This is a genomic window from Pantoea sp. M_9 (assembly GCF_008631385.1).
Classification (GTDB): Bacteria; Pseudomonadota; Gammaproteobacteria; order Enterobacterales; family Enterobacteriaceae; genus Pantoea; species Pantoea eucrina.
On sequence record NZ_VWUF01000002.1, the window covers coordinates 192,452 to 208,373 of the forward strand.

General features: G+C 50.0%; 15 protein-coding genes and 1 pseudogene. 6 read left to right on the plus strand and 10 right to left on the minus strand.

The window, feature by feature from the left end; all coding sequences use genetic code 11:
* Positions 1–7: 7 nt before the first annotated feature.
* From F3I15_RS04830 to F3I15_RS04840, 3 genes are all read right to left on the minus strand, one after another.
* The gene (locus F3I15_RS04830) at positions 8–790 is read right to left on the minus strand and encodes a lysine/arginine/ornithine ABC transporter substrate-binding protein (protein WP_150016780.1); all 783 of its coding nucleotides are present in this window, start codon (positions 788–790) and stop codon (positions 8–10) included.
* A 99-nt stretch (positions 791–889) separates the two neighbouring features.
* Positions 890–2,023, minus strand: coding sequence for an aminotransferase (locus F3I15_RS04835; RefSeq protein WP_150016781.1), 1,134 nt, complete (start codon positions 2,021–2,023; stop codon positions 890–892).
* 1 nt (position 2,024) lies between these two features.
* Positions 2,025–2,987 carry an ornithine cyclodeaminase family protein gene (locus F3I15_RS04840; protein WP_150016782.1) on the minus strand — a complete coding sequence of 321 codons (963 nt, stop codon included), beginning with the start codon at positions 2,985–2,987 and terminating at the stop codon, positions 2,025–2,027.
* A 279-nt stretch (positions 2,988–3,266) separates the two neighbouring features.
* Here F3I15_RS04840 and F3I15_RS04845 point away from each other — a divergent pair, with 279 nt between their 5' ends.
* Positions 3,267–3,893 (plus strand): transcriptional regulator, encoded by a 627-nt coding sequence (locus F3I15_RS04845; protein WP_150016783.1) that lies wholly within the window; start codon positions 3,267–3,269, stop codon positions 3,891–3,893.
* Between the two features lie 116 nt (positions 3,894–4,009).
* Here F3I15_RS04845 and F3I15_RS04850 read toward each other — a convergent pair.
* Positions 4,010–5,215 (minus strand): annotated as a pseudogene (locus tag F3I15_RS04850) (chloride channel protein).
* 1,534 nt (positions 5,216–6,749) lie between these two features.
* Here F3I15_RS04850 and F3I15_RS04855 point away from each other — a divergent pair.
* Positions 6,750–7,058: a hypothetical protein gene (locus F3I15_RS04855; protein WP_071669311.1), complete on the plus strand. Its 309-nt coding sequence runs from the start codon at positions 6,750–6,752 to the stop codon at positions 7,056–7,058.
* 134 nt (positions 7,059–7,192) lie between these two features.
* Here F3I15_RS04855 and F3I15_RS04860 read toward each other — a convergent pair whose 3' ends face one another.
* Entirely contained in the window at positions 7,193–7,414 is a 222-nt protein-coding gene (locus tag F3I15_RS04860) for a hypothetical protein (RefSeq protein WP_150016784.1), read from the minus strand.
* 574 nt (positions 7,415–7,988) lie between these two features.
* Here F3I15_RS04860 and F3I15_RS04865 point away from each other — a divergent pair.
* On the plus strand, positions 7,989–8,495 hold the full coding sequence (locus F3I15_RS04865) for a GNAT family N-acetyltransferase (protein WP_190314920.1): 507 nt from the start codon (positions 7,989–7,991) through the stop codon (positions 8,493–8,495).
* 80 nt (positions 8,496–8,575) lie between these two features.
* Here the strand turns inward: F3I15_RS04865 and F3I15_RS04870 are convergent, their stop codons facing one another.
* Together F3I15_RS04870 and F3I15_RS04875 are read right to left on the minus strand one after the other, a co-directional pair.
* Positions 8,576–8,887, minus strand: coding sequence for an antibiotic biosynthesis monooxygenase (locus tag F3I15_RS04870; RefSeq protein WP_150016786.1), 312 nt, complete (start codon positions 8,885–8,887; stop codon positions 8,576–8,578).
* A gap of 386 nt (positions 8,888–9,273) precedes the next feature.
* Positions 9,274–9,843 (minus strand): hypothetical protein, encoded by a 570-nt coding sequence (locus F3I15_RS04875; protein ID WP_150016787.1) that lies wholly within the window; start codon positions 9,841–9,843, stop codon positions 9,274–9,276.
* A 477-nt stretch (positions 9,844–10,320) separates the two neighbouring features.
* On the opposite strand from F3I15_RS04875, the gene F3I15_RS04880 reads away from it, so the two are divergent.
* Entirely contained in the window at positions 10,321–10,854 is a 534-nt protein-coding gene (locus tag F3I15_RS04880) for a hypothetical protein (protein WP_150016788.1), read from the plus strand.
* Positions 10,855–11,176: 322 nt separating this feature from the next.
* Here F3I15_RS04880 and F3I15_RS04885 read toward each other — a convergent pair whose 3' ends face one another.
* From F3I15_RS04885 to F3I15_RS04895, 3 genes are all read right to left on the minus strand, one after another.
* A complete protein-coding gene (locus F3I15_RS04885) occupies positions 11,177–11,446 on the minus strand; it encodes a hypothetical protein (protein ID WP_150016789.1) in 270 nt (89 codons plus the stop codon).
* Between the two features lie 188 nt (positions 11,447–11,634).
* Entirely contained in the window at positions 11,635–11,820 is a 186-nt protein-coding gene (locus F3I15_RS04890; RefSeq protein WP_150016790.1) for a tautomerase family protein, read from the minus strand.
* Positions 11,821–12,604: 784 nt separating this feature from the next.
* A complete protein-coding gene (locus tag F3I15_RS04895) occupies positions 12,605–13,510 on the minus strand; it encodes a LysR family transcriptional regulator (protein ID WP_150016791.1) in 906 nt (301 codons plus the stop codon).
* A 97-nt stretch (positions 13,511–13,607) separates the two neighbouring features.
* On the opposite strand from F3I15_RS04895, the gene F3I15_RS04900 reads away from it, so the two are divergent.
* Both F3I15_RS04900 and F3I15_RS04905 read left to right on the plus strand, forming a co-directional pair.
* Positions 13,608–14,135: a GNAT family N-acetyltransferase gene (locus F3I15_RS04900; RefSeq protein WP_150016792.1), complete on the plus strand. Its 528-nt coding sequence runs from the start codon at positions 13,608–13,610 to the stop codon at positions 14,133–14,135.
* Positions 14,132–15,358: an MFS transporter gene (locus tag F3I15_RS04905; RefSeq protein ID WP_150016793.1), complete on the plus strand. Its 1,227-nt coding sequence runs from the start codon at positions 14,132–14,134 to the stop codon at positions 15,356–15,358. Before F3I15_RS04900 ends, F3I15_RS04905 begins: the two co-directional genes overlap by 4 nt.
* Positions 15,359–15,922 lie beyond the last annotated feature (564 nt).

The following is a 15,922-nucleotide window of genomic DNA, read 5'->3' on the forward strand; positions in this document are numbered from 1 at the left end:
TCATACGCTATTTTCCGTAAATGTCGAAATCAAAATAGCGCGAGGCAATTTTCTGATAGGTGCCGTCTTTTAACATATCAGCGAGAGCTGTGTTAAAAGCGTCCTGCAAAGCTTTGTCTCCTTTTCGCAGTCCGATGCCGGTGCCAACTCCGAAAATTTCATTATCTTTTACTGCCGGTCCGGCAAATTCGTAGGATTTGCCCGCGTCCTGCTTCAGGAAACCATAGCTGCCTGCGGTTTCATCCTGAAACGCCGCGTCAAGGCGACCGGCTGTCAGATCAGAGTAAACCTGGTCCTGCGCCTGGTAGGCAACAACATTCACGCCCTTCGGCGACCAGTATCGGTTAGCGTAAACTTCCTGAATTGTGCCCTGCTGAACCCCCACGCTTTTACCCTGAAGAGACGCAAGTTCAGGCTGGATTTTACTGCCCTTCGGTGCAATCAGTCGCGCATTAGCGCTATAAAGTTTATCCGTAAAGTCTATCTCTTTGAGGCGCTTTGGCGTGATAGAGAGAGCAGCAATGATGGCATCAATTTTTCGGGCTTTCAGTGAAGGTATGAGTGCATCGAACTCGGTCTGCACAATCGTGCAGTTTGCCTTTATTCGTCTGCACAGCTCTTTTGCCAGATCAATGTCAAAACCCACCACTTCACCCTGAGCATTTTTGGATTCAAAGGGTGCATAGGCGGGTTCTGTACCCAGACGGATATTTTGAGGGACTTCAGCATGCAGGGTCTGCGTCACGCCCAGGGCCAGCAACACAGACAGTAAGATACCTCTGACTTTCATACACAGCTCCTAGTAATCAAGATGTTGTTCTAAAGCCTCGCCTGTATAGGGAGACGGAATGATCGTGCCGACAAAAAGAATTTTGTCGGCGGGCGTGTTTTACTGATTTTCCTCTGCCAGCTCGCGAATGAAGCGACTGACCAGGGTCAGACCCTGTTTCATAACTTCACTGTTATTGGCGAAGCCAATGCGCAGATATCCCTCCATATCCAGTGCTTCTCCCGGCGTAAACATGACCCCGTAACGCTCCAGCAGACGGACGCAAAATTCACGTGAGCTGAGCGGCAGATCGTATTTCAGCAGCGCCGTCGTGCCGGCGCGGGGTTTCACGTAACTTACCAGCGGTTCATTACTGACCCAGGCATCCAGCGTTTTCAGATTGTCACGTAGCATTTTCTGGTTGCGGGCCAGTATCTTGTCGCGGTTTTCCAGCGCCAGAGAGGCAAAGTAGTCATCCAGAATGCCCACGCTGACCGTGTTGTAATCCCGATGAATTTCAACTTCCTTCAGCAGTTCAACGGGACCCGCGATCCAGCCCAGACGCAGTCCGGCCAGAGAGTAGGCCTTAGACATGCTGGCCGTACTGATCCCTTTTTCATACAAATCCGCCATGGCCGCAGTATAACCGTCACCGTCCTGATCAGTGCCACGATAGACCTCATCACAGAGCAGCCAGGCACCTGCTGAACGCGCAACCTCTACAATGTCACGCATAAGCGCTTCGTCTATCAGCGCCCCGGTCGGATTGTTGGGATTGTTGATGGCAATGAGCTTCGTTTTATCGTCAATAAGGGATTTCAGCTCAGCCAGATCCGGCAGAAAGCCATTCTCTTCGCGGAGAGGTAAGATTTTTACATCAGCGCCATAACTCGCCGGAATGGAATAATGTTGCTGGTAAGTCGGCAGGACGGAAATTACCGTGTCGCCCGGTTCCACCAGCGTTTCATAAATCAGGGCATTGGCGCCGATTGCACCATGTGTAATGAGAATATTTTCTGACGACTGTTTGCTGTACTGCTCAGAAATGAGCTGACGCAGACGCTCTGAACCGGTGATATGCCCGTATGTCATTTTAATGTTCAGCATATCCTCCAGAACCTCCCGGGTTTTGCCTGTCATATCCAGCAACTGCTGCATGGTCAGGGATTCAACGCAGGTTTCGGCAAGATTATATTCGCAGCGGGTTTCCCACTCATTCATCCACTGCTCTACACCAAACGGTCTGATTTTCATCTTATTTATCCTGTTTTCTGAGATAAGACAGCACGCTGTCCGCGATGGCGACATCTTCCAGTCCCAGGCCCAGGGAGCGGAAAAACACATGTCGTTTGTAAAACGGCTTTACGGCGCCCCCGGTAACCAGTTCCGGTAAGTCTCCCCGGATATTTTCCGCGCTCCAGCTGGTTTCCCGGGCTGCAATCACCATTTCACCGGCATAAGCGGGCGTGGTTTGCCGGTAATCACAGTAAACGTCCATTTCCAGCAGCGCCTGAGGGGATATTTCGTGCGCGCCCGGTGCGTTCGTGCTGATGGATGTAATCAGGCAGGGTCGGGTTAACTGCTTCACATTGATGACAGGCGTTGCCGAAGAGGTGCACAGCATCAGAACATCCGTGTCTTTTGCCGCCTCTTCTGCGCTTCTGCAGACTCTCAGCAGCCGTTCTGGCAGTCCAGCCTCATGCGCAAATGATTCTGCTGTGTGAAAGCCGCTCCGGCTCCAGATCCGGATTTCTTTCCACTTACGCAGCGCCAGTGCATGGCGAATATGCGCCCGGGCAACAGGGCCTGTACCGATTACGGTCAGTATTTGCGCCTCCGCTGGGGCCAGCAGTTCAACAGCCAGAGCCGTCGTTGCCGCAGTGCGCTCTGTTGTCAGCAGGGAGGCATCACACAGCATTAACGGCATGCCGTCAGCGGTAGACATCAGCAGCGTCCACGCGGTAATTACCGGCTTTTGCTCCGTCACCAGGTAAGGCGAAATTTTCGCTCCGAGCAGCTGGCGGGACATGTCCACGCCGAAGTAGTTAATGAAATCCCCCTGGTTGTTGGGCAGCAACACGACCTTCTGTGCCGGCTGTACAGCCTGTCCGCGCGCCAGGCTGGTGAACACGCGGCGCATGGCCTCTCTTACGTCAATATGCTGGAGGATGTCCGCGGTCTGCTCCGCGGTAATAACGGGAATGGCGGTAGGATGCATAGGTATTCCTGTCGGGCCTGCAAAACAGCTGACATGTGATATAATGTGTACTGAAAAGTACATTATGAACAATTTGTTTACAAGATGATTTTATCAGACTGCTGCCCGAAGCCGATTAAGTGCCAGGAGGCAGGGTATGGTTTCGCCCTGCGGCCAGAGCCAGAACGCAACCCTTTAAAGCTGGCGATGCCGCCAGCTTCTGACATAACGTGATAAAGTACGGGCTTTGAAAATCAGGACAATACAAATCTGACTGAATGGCACTGCATGAGGATAAAAATGGTAAAGAAGCCCGTCCCGGAAAATGCACAACTGCGGCTGTTGAAGTCGGTTGCTGACGGTATTGCCGCGCTTTTCTTCCCCAGCGTGGAAGTCGTCATCCATGATGTTGAAGCCGGCACTGTAGCCTACATTGCTAACAACCTGTCAAAGCGCAAGCCAGGCGATGATGCCGGCCTGGACGATTTACAGCAGAATTCGCTGGCGCCGGTAACGGGTCCTTATGAAAAGCTCAACTGGGACGGAAAGAAAATGCGCTCCGTTACGATCGCAACGGGGGATGAAAAAACGCCAGGCTACCTGTTGTGCATCAACCTCAGTACAACGGTATTTGAAGAGGCCAGAAATGCCCTCGAAATGTTTCTTTCAGTCACGCGCCTTCAGCCACAACCAGAACAGCTTTTTCGGGATGACTGGCAGGAAAATATCAATACCTTTCTTCATGAATGGATACGGAGAGAAAATACCTCGCTCAGCGCGCTCACGCGAGAACAGAAAAAAAAGCTGGTTCAGAGTCTGCATCTGGAAGGCGCATTTCGCGCTAAAAATGCAGCCGATTATATTGCCGGCGTGCTGTCCCTGGGCCGCACGACTGTCTATAAATATCTTCGAGAATTCAAACAGTAATAACCACTAAAGACAGCAAATAATATTTATCCATCTTGCGATTTTTCCGGCCCATATGTAATTCTGACGCTTACTTGAATGTCCGCTTCTCGCTCTTAACTGACGTGCTCACTATTTCAATATTGATATTTTCCATTAAGAATGCGGCAGGTGAGATAAGAGCCTGCCGTACATAACAGCACCGGAACAAAATAACTGTGCTCCATCTGGGTAAATTCCATCACAAGGACGACTGCGGGAAGGGGCATCTGCATGGATGCCGCCAGAAATGCCGCGCCTCCAACAAGTGCAAAACTGGGGGCATTACCGCCAAGAAAAACAAGCTGCCATCCGGCACAAAGCAGAAGACTCAATAGCCCGCCGACCGCAAGGGCGGGTGTCAGCAGGCCGCCCTCCCCGCGCCGCCCCGCAGAACGGCCAGGATCACCAGAAGTTTCAGTCCCAGCAAAACAGCAGCGTGGCGATAATCAAGTTCATCACTGATGGCCATCTGCATCGGTCCCTTACCGTTACCCGGTAACTGAGGATAATAAAGACTCAGCACAGCGAGCACAGTAAAGGCAATCAGACAGATAACGGGCATCTGCCAGTTACTTTTGACCCCGGCGCGGGCTTTACCTGTGATAATCCGGAATTCCCATGCCGCAAGGCCCAGCAGCGGGCCCGCAATACAGGCTCAGAGTATAAGGGTGTGAGGAAGCGCAACGGACAGAAAATGATACTGCGATTCATTCCCTAGGCCGAGTGTGGCGATCCAGGCCGCGAGCGCAGAAGTGACGACGGCGGCGAATGCTTTTCCCAGCTAAAAGCGATCAGCAGAACTTCCAGACTAAACAAGGCTCCTGCCAGTGGCACATTATAGACAGCCGCCAGGCCAGCGCCTGCACCACTGGCAATCAGGATCCGGACCTCACCCTGGTTTAAACCCAACCGGCGCGCGCCCCCATTTTACGTGGGGCAACCTCACGTCCCAGTGGGGAGCCTAGCGCAACAGTCATGATCTGTAGCAGCGCATGAACGGTCGTGGTGCCCGGGGGCATTGCCCGGGAGGGCACAGAGACAGCGTCCTTGATCGAGACGCGAGGCTGACCATAACGACCCAGCAACCACCATCCGCAGCCCGCGATAACACCGCCAGTCACGATAGCTGCAATGCGTCGCACGAAGGAAGAATCACTGACGCCCTGAAGAAAAGAGACCGTACCGATAACATGCGACAGGCTGTAGCCAAACGCGTGGTGCTGCACAGCATATAAAATCAGCCCCAGCGCCATCCCTGCCAGACCTGCCGCTAGGCCTGTTGCAACAACAACAAACCTGATGAGGTAACTGACGTTTCATGCTAAATCTTTCATTTTTTCTGAATCCCTGAGTTTTCACATCGGTATAGTAACGAACGTCACCTCAATGATGTCTCACTGACGAGCCAGGCAGAGGCTATGGTAACCTCGACCTGCCCCAGGATTGGTACACCATCAGTCAGTAATGTCAGTTAGTTTTTCTTAATATTGTCCGTTTCACCAGTCCGTTAGAAATTCAGACATCAGAACTACATTATCGTCATCTTTTGACGTCTGCTTTTCGCTCCTAACGGACATCGGCCTGCGCACAGTTCGCTTTGTGCTGCATGCCCTCCCTCCTTAAATGAGTCGATGGTGATGCCAAAAAATATATTCAAAGTGGCAGCAATGCTGGCGGTTGTCGCTGTTCAGTAATCATAAAAAAGTTGTAATTTGCGTAGGTAACTTTTTTGAGCCATGCGTGGATATGATGACCAGTGGGTAATTTCGCATTGAACATGCTGGATGGATCAACATGGTAGGTTCAGGACGTGCGCAGCTGCAAAAAGTAGAAGGGTTGGAATCTGATAAAGCATGAGCGCTGGCATACAATGCTTTTGTTGCTAGCTCGTCCTGATCATTCCGGCCTTATCTATGATGGCGCTAATGGAGCTACCTTCGGGTAAGTTGGTTTTCTTGTGCAAAGATGGTCACAGCCTCGTCAACGTCATCACCCGGAGATTAGAACCACTCATCGCGATACTTCTTGAAGCATAGAAAGCACACCATGCCTGGTATTCCTTTTACTCTCTGAGGCGTACACTTTTGCTGATACCATGTTAACTATCATCCAGATTGCCGATATTGTTTGCCACTGGTAAAAGTGAGGCCATCGGCTTGCTACGTTTCAGACAGACGGATGTAGATCCCGATATGAAGCATGTTTTCATGAATGACACCGGGGAACTGTTTTTCTGCTACTCATCGCCTGAAGATATGCCTTCAACTGACTGGCAGATCATCGCGCGCTCAGGCTGACCTCTTGAGTCAAAAATTTTTCTAATCAAATGGTCTGACCACACAACTGTTTTGCTTACAGATTGTTGCCGAGGTGAACTATCACCACTGTATGAAAAAAGCGAAGCGGCAAATATTCTGAGCATAATTATTTTTTTTATTCAGAAATAATGATGGTGCAAGCCGACGCCACTACATGAAAAAAATTCACTCAGCAAACACCTGGTTTTTTTAAACAGGAGTTTTCCTAATGATTCCGGTTCTTTCTGATCAGTGATATAAACCGAAGCGGTAAAAATCATACACTTATAAATTGTGTACCATTAAAAGAGACATTTTGACCCCTTCAGGTTTAGTGTTGACAATTAATTTAGCCCCAAAAAAAGTGCTTTTTTAAATTTAATTAATGATGCTATTTTCAGTTAACGCAAATAAGTTAATGTGTTGATGGAGTTAAATAAACATCACATAGCTTTTGCGAAAGCTTTCACGCGTAAATTTACGCTGAAAGTTTCATATTCAACATGGAGGTTTTATGCACGCAGCAAGAGGATGAAGCATGTATAAGGCTATGAAATTTTATGTCAGCGACCATTTCCCGTCCGGGTTGCTTCTGCACCGCATAGATTGCCCGCAGCTGCCGTCCATTGAGGAGCGCACCTTTATCGGCAGCTGCTATACGCTGAATCAGGCGCTGACCGTAGCCGGAATACACTTTTCGGGTGTTAAGGTTTGTCCATTCTGTATTTCTAAGCCGGACGAAAAAGAAGGGCAAAATGAATATCTGGTGCTTAATACCCCGAAGAAACCTAAAAAACCTGCTGAAAAAAAGATATTCAGACCGGTGAAGCATCTGGATAACAGTTGACGGCAGGAACATTAATCATCCCGGAGCGCAGATATATTTTCCTTCAGTTTTTATATCTGCTTTAGATGACTGGTTTCATCAAGCCGCACACTCCCCTGTGAATTTGTGTGCGGCCTTTTTAGTTTTTCCGGAAATTAACTTTCCGGCCTGACAGCATACCGGGCAAACTCCACCAGCTCCTCATATTTCCAGCCGTTCGGAACGTCGACGTCGGGCGCTGATCCGTTCATTACGCTACCGTTCTCTCCCACCTTCGCGTCGGCTTTGTTCCGGCTTTTGCTGAATTCCGCCAGCGTGTTGCTGGCCTGCACTGCATCCATGACCTGTACCATGAGCACAATGAAATTGGTGCGCATCCATTTCACGGCTTTCTGTCTATATTGCCGTGTTTATGGAATCAAACTGCACCACGAAGTGCCGATCGTTTACCGGGATAAGCGCTGCCCTCCCGACTGGTGTGACTGTCAATATCCAGGCCGGAGCAATGCACCTTCAGAAACTGCAGAAATCCCTTGAGATTACCCTGCCCGCCGATGCCCATGCCGTCCCCCGGGATAAAAGCGCCCGACCTCCCTGTTTGCGCCAGGCAATATGAAAATAACAGGCACTGCGTCCGGCTGTGAGTTGCGAATGCGCATGCATAGTAGCCAGTCACCAACAGTGAAGTTCACTTTTTACGTATAGCAGACACCAGCCTGCCTTGAGTCCGTTTTGTGTCAGGATCGGACGTTTTCAACATCTGCACGCCCTAATTCGTGAAGTATAGCTTTACTGCCTAATCATAGAGATATCCAGGAATCATCAGGGTCATTTTTCAGGTCTCGGGCAGGTAAGATGCCGGAAACGGCCTTCAGGCCGCGCAGCCAGAAACTCTTATGTTAAATTGAGTGGGCTATGGCAATTTAAATCAATGACAGCATGGAGGCCGCAATGGAAAGATTTACGGTACGGCGCATCATCGAGAGCGATCTTGGCGACTTCAGAGAATTGAGGCTGGAGGCTTTACGGCTTCATCCTGACGCCTTTGGCGCATCCTACGACGAATGCAGCCATAAGCCTTTACAGTTCTTTGCCGAACAGCTGAGAGCCAGCCATGTTTTTGGTGGATACGATCACGATAATATCCTGCAGGGCATGATTGGCGTTAGCCGCAGCTCGCTCCCTAAACTGAGCCATGTTGCAAATATCTGGGGAATGTATGTTCGCTCCGGGATGAGAGGGAGTGGCCTGTCGTCTGGCCTCATGGAAGCAGCGCTGGAAGCCGCCAGTTCAGCTAAAACTGTGAAACTCTCAGTGGTTACCACTAACCGGTCTGCGTATGCGCTATATCGTACCTTCGGATTCACCGAGTGGGCAACAGATACCGCAGCACTATATGTAGACGGGATATTTTATGACGAGTTCCTCATGAGGAGAGACTCGGAGATCGGTACATAATAGTAGTTTTCTGTTAAATGTGAGTGCTAAGCAGACACAGAAGAGGAAGTGGCCGCATCATGGCTGCGGCCAGCAATTGATTACAGAGAGGATACGGCTTGCACATCGTGCTGGAAGACGTAAGGATCGGATCGCAGCTCAAATTGCTCATCGTCCGGATAGGTGACTGCAACCTGATATTGTTCGCCTGCAAATGCTTTTACGGCCTCAAGATTTTCCCAGTAAGTAGCCAGGAAGAAATGCTCCCATTCACCCTGTGTTTCTCTGCGTACATATGCCCTCAGATTTCCAGGTGTTCTTTCTGAATGCCTGACACCGGTTCTTTGCAGATGATTTGCAAAGCCCTCTGCATGCTTGAGCGGTACGCATCCGTGCCATGTTCTGACAATCATATGTCTCCCCTCATGTTGTAAAAGGATTTCAACCATAACCTGGGATCAAAGGAGGTGTGATTCGTGATCGGGTTATTCTGTTTAATGTGGTAAACCTTTCCTGTCGCCATGCTTTTGACGTCCGCTTCTCGCTCATAGCAGGCATTAATCCAGCTACGAGATTAGTCTGATCGTTGCTGAGAACCTGTCTGTTTAGCTATGGGCGCGTTGAGGTCTGGCAGAGCTAACTGGCTTTCCAGGTTAGCACAGTCCCTTTCAGCTGATACTCACCCTTGAGTCAGGGCCGTACATCGTCGGTGAGGGCAAATCCCTTGAAGACGTCCTGAACCGACAGAACTTACCGTTGCTGAAACAGCCCGTCATAGTATGACTAAACAAATGAACAGCTATTGCGTCAGGGTCTGGCAGGGTAAAAACTCAGCAACATATTTATGTGTTTCAACACGTTCTGCGCGTCCTGTCATCTGATCAATCTGGACGAACTCCATAGAACACAGGTTGCCCTTTTTGTTGAGCCGGTTACGCACTTCATACAGCGCATCTTTTTTAGGTTTGAACCAGCTTGTATTGAGAGTACAAATACCACCGTCGCTGGCAAATAGCGCTGACCGGATATCTATCCACCCTTCCGCCGGGAGAAGGCGTTCCTGATAATCCAGTGGCACATTCCCCGGTGCCGGCGTTGCTTTCCTGAAGCCCTTATCAACCACCCGGGCAGGATTGCGCTTTTCATTCTTCATATCGCGCAGGTAGCCCAGTTCAGATGAGTCTGTACACGATTTAATCTGATGCAGCGTGGTATAGTCAGTAAAACCGATCACGCGCAATTTCGCTGTCTCTCCGGTGGCATCCTGATAAAGAAGCACCCTACGCTCCTGTTTCTGAGCACAGCCCAACAGGAGGCTGCTGCATACACAACTGATTAAAATCCGTTTCACTGTCTTATCCTTGCTCATTTTATTAACATCCTATCAAACGGCTCTTTTAGGACGAATATCGGCTCAACTCACTTAGATGCACCTGAACTGATATCTATCATTATCCTGCTTAGATTACTGCAATTCTCATTCAAAAAAAAATACCTGATTTCTTTCAAGCCGACAAATCAAATGAGCAAGGTGTAAATTCCGTAATGTCAGTTGACCACACTATTCACCCTGAAATAATACCAAAGAGGAATTACAAGAATGACATCCATAAACCAATTTAATCAGCTCATCAGTATTGAGCTGCCGGTGTTGATTGCAAGCATAAAAAAGATATAATATTTCAGCTTCATTCTTGAAGGGTTTGATGTATTGACTAATGACTCAGGTTGAGGGGCTGCCCAGAGCCGGTCAAATATCGTTGAGCCCGTTGCACCTTTCACGGTTGACACACTAAAATTCTGTTGGATTAATTGCATTTCATATTAATATTTTAAAGGGAAATTAATGAAACACTTTCATATCGGCATAGTTATCAGCGTTTCCATGCTGCTCTCTGCGTGTGCCCCGGGTCCTATGGGTACGAAGCGATATCAGCCCTATTCTTCAGCAGATGCCGCAGTTATTTACACGCAGGTCAATGAAAAACATCAGGGGCTGGTTTATTTGCAGCGATACACTAAAGAAAGCGATTGCTACGAGAAAACCGAGACAATTTATATCAGCAATAATCTTCTGGACGGCGCATCGAATCGCTTGTTAGAAAGCCGAATCAAACCCAATGAATATTGGTCAATCTATGTTATAGATAACTCTCAGAGCATGCGGCGATACAGTAGTGTGGCATTTATTCCGGAAGCAGGTAAACGTTATGTAGGTGTTGATTCGCGAGGTGTTGTGGAAATACCGCAGGATCTGCCGGTGTCACAAAACGACGATCTGGATAAAATTTACGATAAGTACAAAGATCATCCGGCTAAACACTGGAATGTGCGTGAAGGGGTGTGTAAGTTCTGGTTTGCAAAAGTGATGGGTGCCTGACCCCGCCTTATCACAGTCATGACATTCATATTATGTACACGTGATGGCTCTTCAAGTGATTTGTTCAGGCGCAGATCAGCATTAACACATAAATGCCCGGTTGCACTGACCGGGTGCCCGTGAAAACACAATTGTCAGCATGCACAGCACGCAGCAGGAACAGTAGATAAATGTGAGACTGATGATATAAGAGCTAATCGCAGGCCAGTCCCGCGCGCAGATTAACATTGCTGCCTCTTCCTGCTTTTCCTGTACAGGTCAGAAAGTCTGATAAAGAACTTAAAATCTGGATTTACGAACAGTAAAGAAAAAACCTCGCGCATTAAATCTTTATAAGCGCATTCGTCACGCTTTTGTTACCTGCACTGACACTTTTTTGCCGGGAGTAGAGTGTTAGTGTCCGGATCCAGCTTGGCTCTTTATAGCTAACCGCCCGCTGGGTGCCTGCTTTTAAACGATTCAGAAATGCCTTGATTCGGCATTTTTCCACGGCATCGGGCTCAACTTTTACAAGCACTGTACAAATGTGCAATTTAGCCCGGCAATCCAGCCTGATTTTAGAAAGCACACTTGCTTCAACGCGCACAGGCATATGAAGCACCTGCCCCTGCACCCGTTTTAATTTCAGTTCTGGCGTTAGAGTCTGATTGGATCAGAGCAGCAGTGAAAACGTCAGGTCATCCATTGTCCGCTTTGTGTTAAAGCAATCATTACATAACACTAACGCTAACTGCTGTGGCATTAACAGAGTAATCTTACGTAGCAGCTTGCGATTACGGGTTACTCTTCGCTGAACAGTTTCCCACCGCGAGATTTGTTATCTCTGGGAGTCTCGTTCAGAGAAATGACAATGTACTCATCTTTCACGTCCAGGCTATTCTTAACTGCGATAAAAACTTCCTGCATGAGTTTTTCTTTTTGCTTTTTGTCACGTCCTGCCGCAAGATTAATAACGATTTCTGGCATATATTCTTCCTTAAAATGAGTTACATTTGGTTTGAAATATATCAGTTAAGCCTCAGCGAGCAATGCATATTCGCTCACCTGTTCCGGCTTTTCAATATCAATTTCCGCTGTACACTATAATGTTTAATTTCTTCGATATATTTTAGCGACGTTTGGCCGACTGATTCAGACCGTTGCGGTTCGCGCCCTTCACGTGCTGGCTGCAGGCCCTGTAGGGTTCCACAGTTTGATTCTGCTCCAGATATCTACTGCGGCAGGATGCCGCTGGCTGGAGGCTCTAGTGCAGGCCCGTACACCGCGAACGACAGGCAGTTCGCTGGCGTCGAGATGAGTCTGGTAAAGCCTGTGGATTCTTTCACACCTGAAGGGAACAAGCTCCCAGCGTATTGCGAATATCAGCTGAGATCGAAATCAAGTCATGTCATCTTGTCGAGAAAGGTCATTTTGCAATTTGAACAGATTTACCTACGTCTGTGCGTTGATAAACCTGGGTAAAGGCTCACTGCAGAAAACGTGCAGATAGCCGATCACTGAAAAGCATGATGGTAAGACCGTGCTGGGTTAATCACCAATGAAATATTTTCGCCTCTGAACCAGGGTAAAATGGTAAAAACCGCCATGTTATAAACCACGCCAACGTCTGCTTTACGTTTGATAGTGGGCATGGGTTGAGATGTGAGTCCGCTTCGTGTCAGAAGCGGAGATTGGTTGCAGATAAACGCTGCAGCAATACTTCGCCGGAAAGAATAGATCGGACCTGTCTGGTTTAGGTATTGAACAATATCTATCTGTTTTCGTTTTTTGCAAAACTGCTGTTTATACTTTTCAGCACTTCATTGATTCCTCTGCTTACAATCCGGTCCTCTCGCATAACGGCCCCAAGCGTCCGGTGAAGAGAGGGCGTCACCGAGAAAAGATCGAGCCCTGCTCTTTCCTCGATGCATGCAACGGACATTCGGGGAACAAGGCTGTAGCCAAGACCTGCCCGAACCATTCTTTTAATAGCCTCAATACTGCCAAGCTCCATAACCGGACAGGCAATATGTCCCGTCTCCCGAAACCACTGATCAATCAGGGTACGTGTCCCGCTTCCTGGTTCGAAGATAATCAGCGGCAGCGGCACCAAGGCGCCCGGAGTCCATATTTTCGTGCTCGGCTCTGATGCATCTTTTTCCATGATGACAACAAACTCTTCCGTACCCAGCGGGGTAATGCTCAGGTTTTTACCCGCGGCTGGCAGAGTTACCAGGCCAATATCTATACGGTTTTCCTCTACGCCCCGCACAATATCGGAAGTGTTACCTGTACGTACATCCACCTTCAGCAGAGGATGGGCCTGTCGCAGTTGCTGCAGTAAGGGAGGCAGCAGATGAATACAGGCCGTTGCGCCGGTGCCGACAGTAACAGTGCCGGTTATCTCATCGGAATACAGGCACACTGATTCAACTGCTGTACTGACCGCGGCGTCAATTTTCAGGCTGTGCTCAGCGAGGGTCTGTCCGGCAGAGGTGGGTCTTACTCCCCGGCTGGTTCGCTCAATAAGGCGGACCTGAAGCGCCTGTTCCAGTTGTTTTATCTGCAGGCTTACTGCCGGCTGCGACAGCCCCAGTGCTTCAGCTGCGCCGGAGAAACTGCCCCGGCTGATAACCAGTCTGAAAGTAGCCAGATGATCGAGATTCAGGTTTGCCATCCCAAAATTTTCCTTATGCTGCTGATAAGTCCTGCTGCCTGTCTGAAATGCTTCATTCGGGTTAGTCTCAGCTTCTGACGCAGAAGGAGACGTATCAATGGAAATAACCCAGGCAGATGAACGACATATTCCTGCCATCCAGAAGATTTATGCTTATCACGTATTGCATGGCACCGCCACTTTTGAAACCGAACCGCCAGATTCGACTGAAATGACAATCCGTCTGAAAAAGGTGCGGGCAGCAGGGCTGCCCTGGTTTGTGGCGGTTGAGGACGGCAAGGTCTGCGGATACTGCTACCTGTCACTCTACCGGGAACGGTGTGCCTACAGATTCACCCTGGAGGACTCTGTATATATTGCTCCCGACGCTCAGGGGCAAGGGATAGGGAAAAATTTGTTATTAAGTGCGATAGCATGGGCAGAGGCGCGTAATTTTCGCCAGCTCGTGGCCGTCGTTGGCAACAGCGAAAACACCGCCTCTCTTGCCCTGCATCGCGCGGCAGGCTTCAGCATTACAGGAACGCTCAAATCCGTGGGCTTCAAGCACGGACGCTGGCTTGATACGGTCATTATGCAGCGTACGCTTGGGCAGGGTGACAGCACACCTCCGGAGGGTACACGGTGACTGACGGGTATCTGACAGGCCGCACTGTTTTCTGCGTTGGCATGACGCAGTTTATCAACTGGGGTATCACATTCTATATGCCGGGAGTCTTCGGGGGAGCCATCATGCTGGATACAGGCTGGTCGCCGGTTGTGACATTCTCCGGGCTGACTATTGCCATGCTTGTGATGGGCCTTGTTTCGCCGCTTACGGGTGCCCTTATAGCCCGTACCGGCGGACGTACAATGATGATGGCGGGAACCTTCGCCATTATCATCGGTTGTTTTTTAATGGCTTTTACCCATTCAACAACGTCGTGGGTTGCCGTCTGGCTCCTGATGGGCGCTGGCATGCGACTAGCCCTGTATGATGCCGCATTTGCGCTACTTGTAGAAACCTCAGGCGCAGGGGCCCGTCGGGCAATTACCCTGGTCACACTGCTGGGTGGTCTCGCGTCAGTCGCGTTCTGGCCTGCTGGCGCTGCACTACTGCACTTCACTGACTGGCGGCATGCCATTATCGTTTACGGCTTTGCGGGCATTGTGAGCCTGCTTTTTCTGTCCACCATTCCGGCAGCGCATCAGCGTCAACCTCCCGTTGCCAGGCAGTCCGCTTTTCCAGCGATCGGACCAGCAGAAGACCGGAAAGCCTTCATCAGCGGCCTGTGGTACGCCACGCTCATTGCGCTGATAAGCTTTGTGTCCACCGGCGTGTCCACGCATTTTCCTCAGATACTGGCCGCTTATGGTATGCCCGCCGTGACGGGGATGTTGTGGGGCGTGGGACAGGTGAGCGCCAGACTGCTGGACGTGACTTCTGGCGCACCGACTTCAGCGATCCGTCTGAGCCTGATTACCGGCATTCTGCTGCCATTTTGCTTTCTGGCGGGCCTTGCAGGGAATATTACCCCTGTGGCTACAGCCATCTTTATTCTGAGTTACGGCGCTGTGAACGGACTGAGTACGGTGGTTAAGGCCGCCCTGCCTCTTGCGCTGTTTGATCCGCAGCAGTATGCCCGTCGAACAGGCGTACTGCTGCCGCCCGCTTTTTTCCTCGCAGCGCTCGCGCCGTCAGCTTACGCCATGCTGCTGGAGCGATATGGCGTACCCGGCACGCTGCTTTTATCAGCCATCCTTACCCTGTTCATCATGGCAATTTCCATAGTGATCGGGCGGCGCCACCCTACCCCTGCTGGACAGAACCGGAACAAGGGCATGCCAATCATTCCGGGGAACAACATTTAACGCTGACGATATTTTTTGTTCTGGAAACAGAGTTTAGGGAAGCTGCATGGATCCCAAGACCGCAGCAAATGCGTTTAGGTAAATGGGGCACCCGATCTGTCTCAGCATGTACCGGAAGCAGGTTAAGGCAGATCATGATGGTCTGCCTGCATCCTACAGTGCAGAAGCCGTACAGCAGCTATATGAAATCATCGACACATCTACTCTAAACGGTGCGCGCTGTCACGTTATCTATAACAGGGCGGCACCCAGTGCTGCCGTCATTAACATGGACGCCACGCAGATGGACGGCGGGACGTGCTACCGGACGCTGGCCGCACTTGAGCTTGAGCGTGTGAGCGACATACATACTCTGGTGCACATTAAGTCATTCTGAGCCGATCCGGACGGAGCGCTGTCAGGGGCTGGCTTTGTGAGACGGGTGACGAGGCGTGCTATCGGACGATGGGTTCTGGAAATGGAACACGTAAGCGGCATAAACACCCTGCTGCGCACCAAGACATTTTGGGCCGATCCAGATGGTGTGCAGTCAGGAGCTGGCTTTGTGGAACCGTGTTGTCTGGC

Coding starts and splice junctions, on each gene's coding strand:
- F3I15_RS04835 (WP_150016781.1), bottom strand. CDS start 2,023: ATGAAAATCAGACCGTTTGGTGTAGAGCAGTGGATGAATGAGTGGGAA.
- F3I15_RS04865 (WP_190314920.1), top strand. CDS start 7,989: ATGGAAAGATTTACGGTACGGCGCATCATCGAGAGCGATCTTGGCGAC.
- F3I15_RS04830 (WP_150016780.1), bottom strand. CDS start 790: ATGAAAGTCAGAGGTATCTTACTGTCTGTGTTGCTGGCCCTGGGCGTG.
- F3I15_RS04870 (WP_150016786.1), bottom strand. CDS start 8,887: ATGATTGTCAGAACATGGCACGGATGCGTACCGCTCAAGCATGCAGAG.
- F3I15_RS04900 (WP_150016792.1), top strand. CDS start 13,608: ATGGAAATAACCCAGGCAGATGAACGACATATTCCTGCCATCCAGAAG.
- F3I15_RS04875 (WP_150016787.1), bottom strand. CDS start 9,843: ATGAGCAAGGATAAGACAGTGAAACGGATTTTAATCAGTTGTGTATGC.
- F3I15_RS04880 (WP_150016788.1), top strand. CDS start 10,321: ATGAAACACTTTCATATCGGCATAGTTATCAGCGTTTCCATGCTGCTC.
- F3I15_RS04895 (WP_150016791.1), bottom strand. CDS start 13,510: ATGGCAAACCTGAATCTCGATCATCTGGCTACTTTCAGACTGGTTATC.
- F3I15_RS04885 (WP_150016789.1), bottom strand. CDS start 11,446: ATGCCTGTGCGCGTTGAAGCAAGTGTGCTTTCTAAAATCAGGCTGGAT.
- F3I15_RS04840 (WP_150016782.1), bottom strand. CDS start 2,987: ATGCATCCTACCGCCATTCCCGTTATTACCGCGGAGCAGACCGCGGAC.
- F3I15_RS04855 (WP_071669311.1), top strand. CDS start 6,750: ATGTATAAGGCTATGAAATTTTATGTCAGCGACCATTTCCCGTCCGGG.
- F3I15_RS04845 (WP_150016783.1), top strand. CDS start 3,267: ATGGTAAAGAAGCCCGTCCCGGAAAATGCACAACTGCGGCTGTTGAAG.
- F3I15_RS04890 (WP_150016790.1), bottom strand. CDS start 11,820: ATGCCAGAAATCGTTATTAATCTTGCGGCAGGACGTGACAAAAAGCAA.
- F3I15_RS04860 (WP_150016784.1), bottom strand. CDS start 7,414: ATGCGCACCAATTTCATTGTGCTCATGGTACAGGTCATGGATGCAGTG.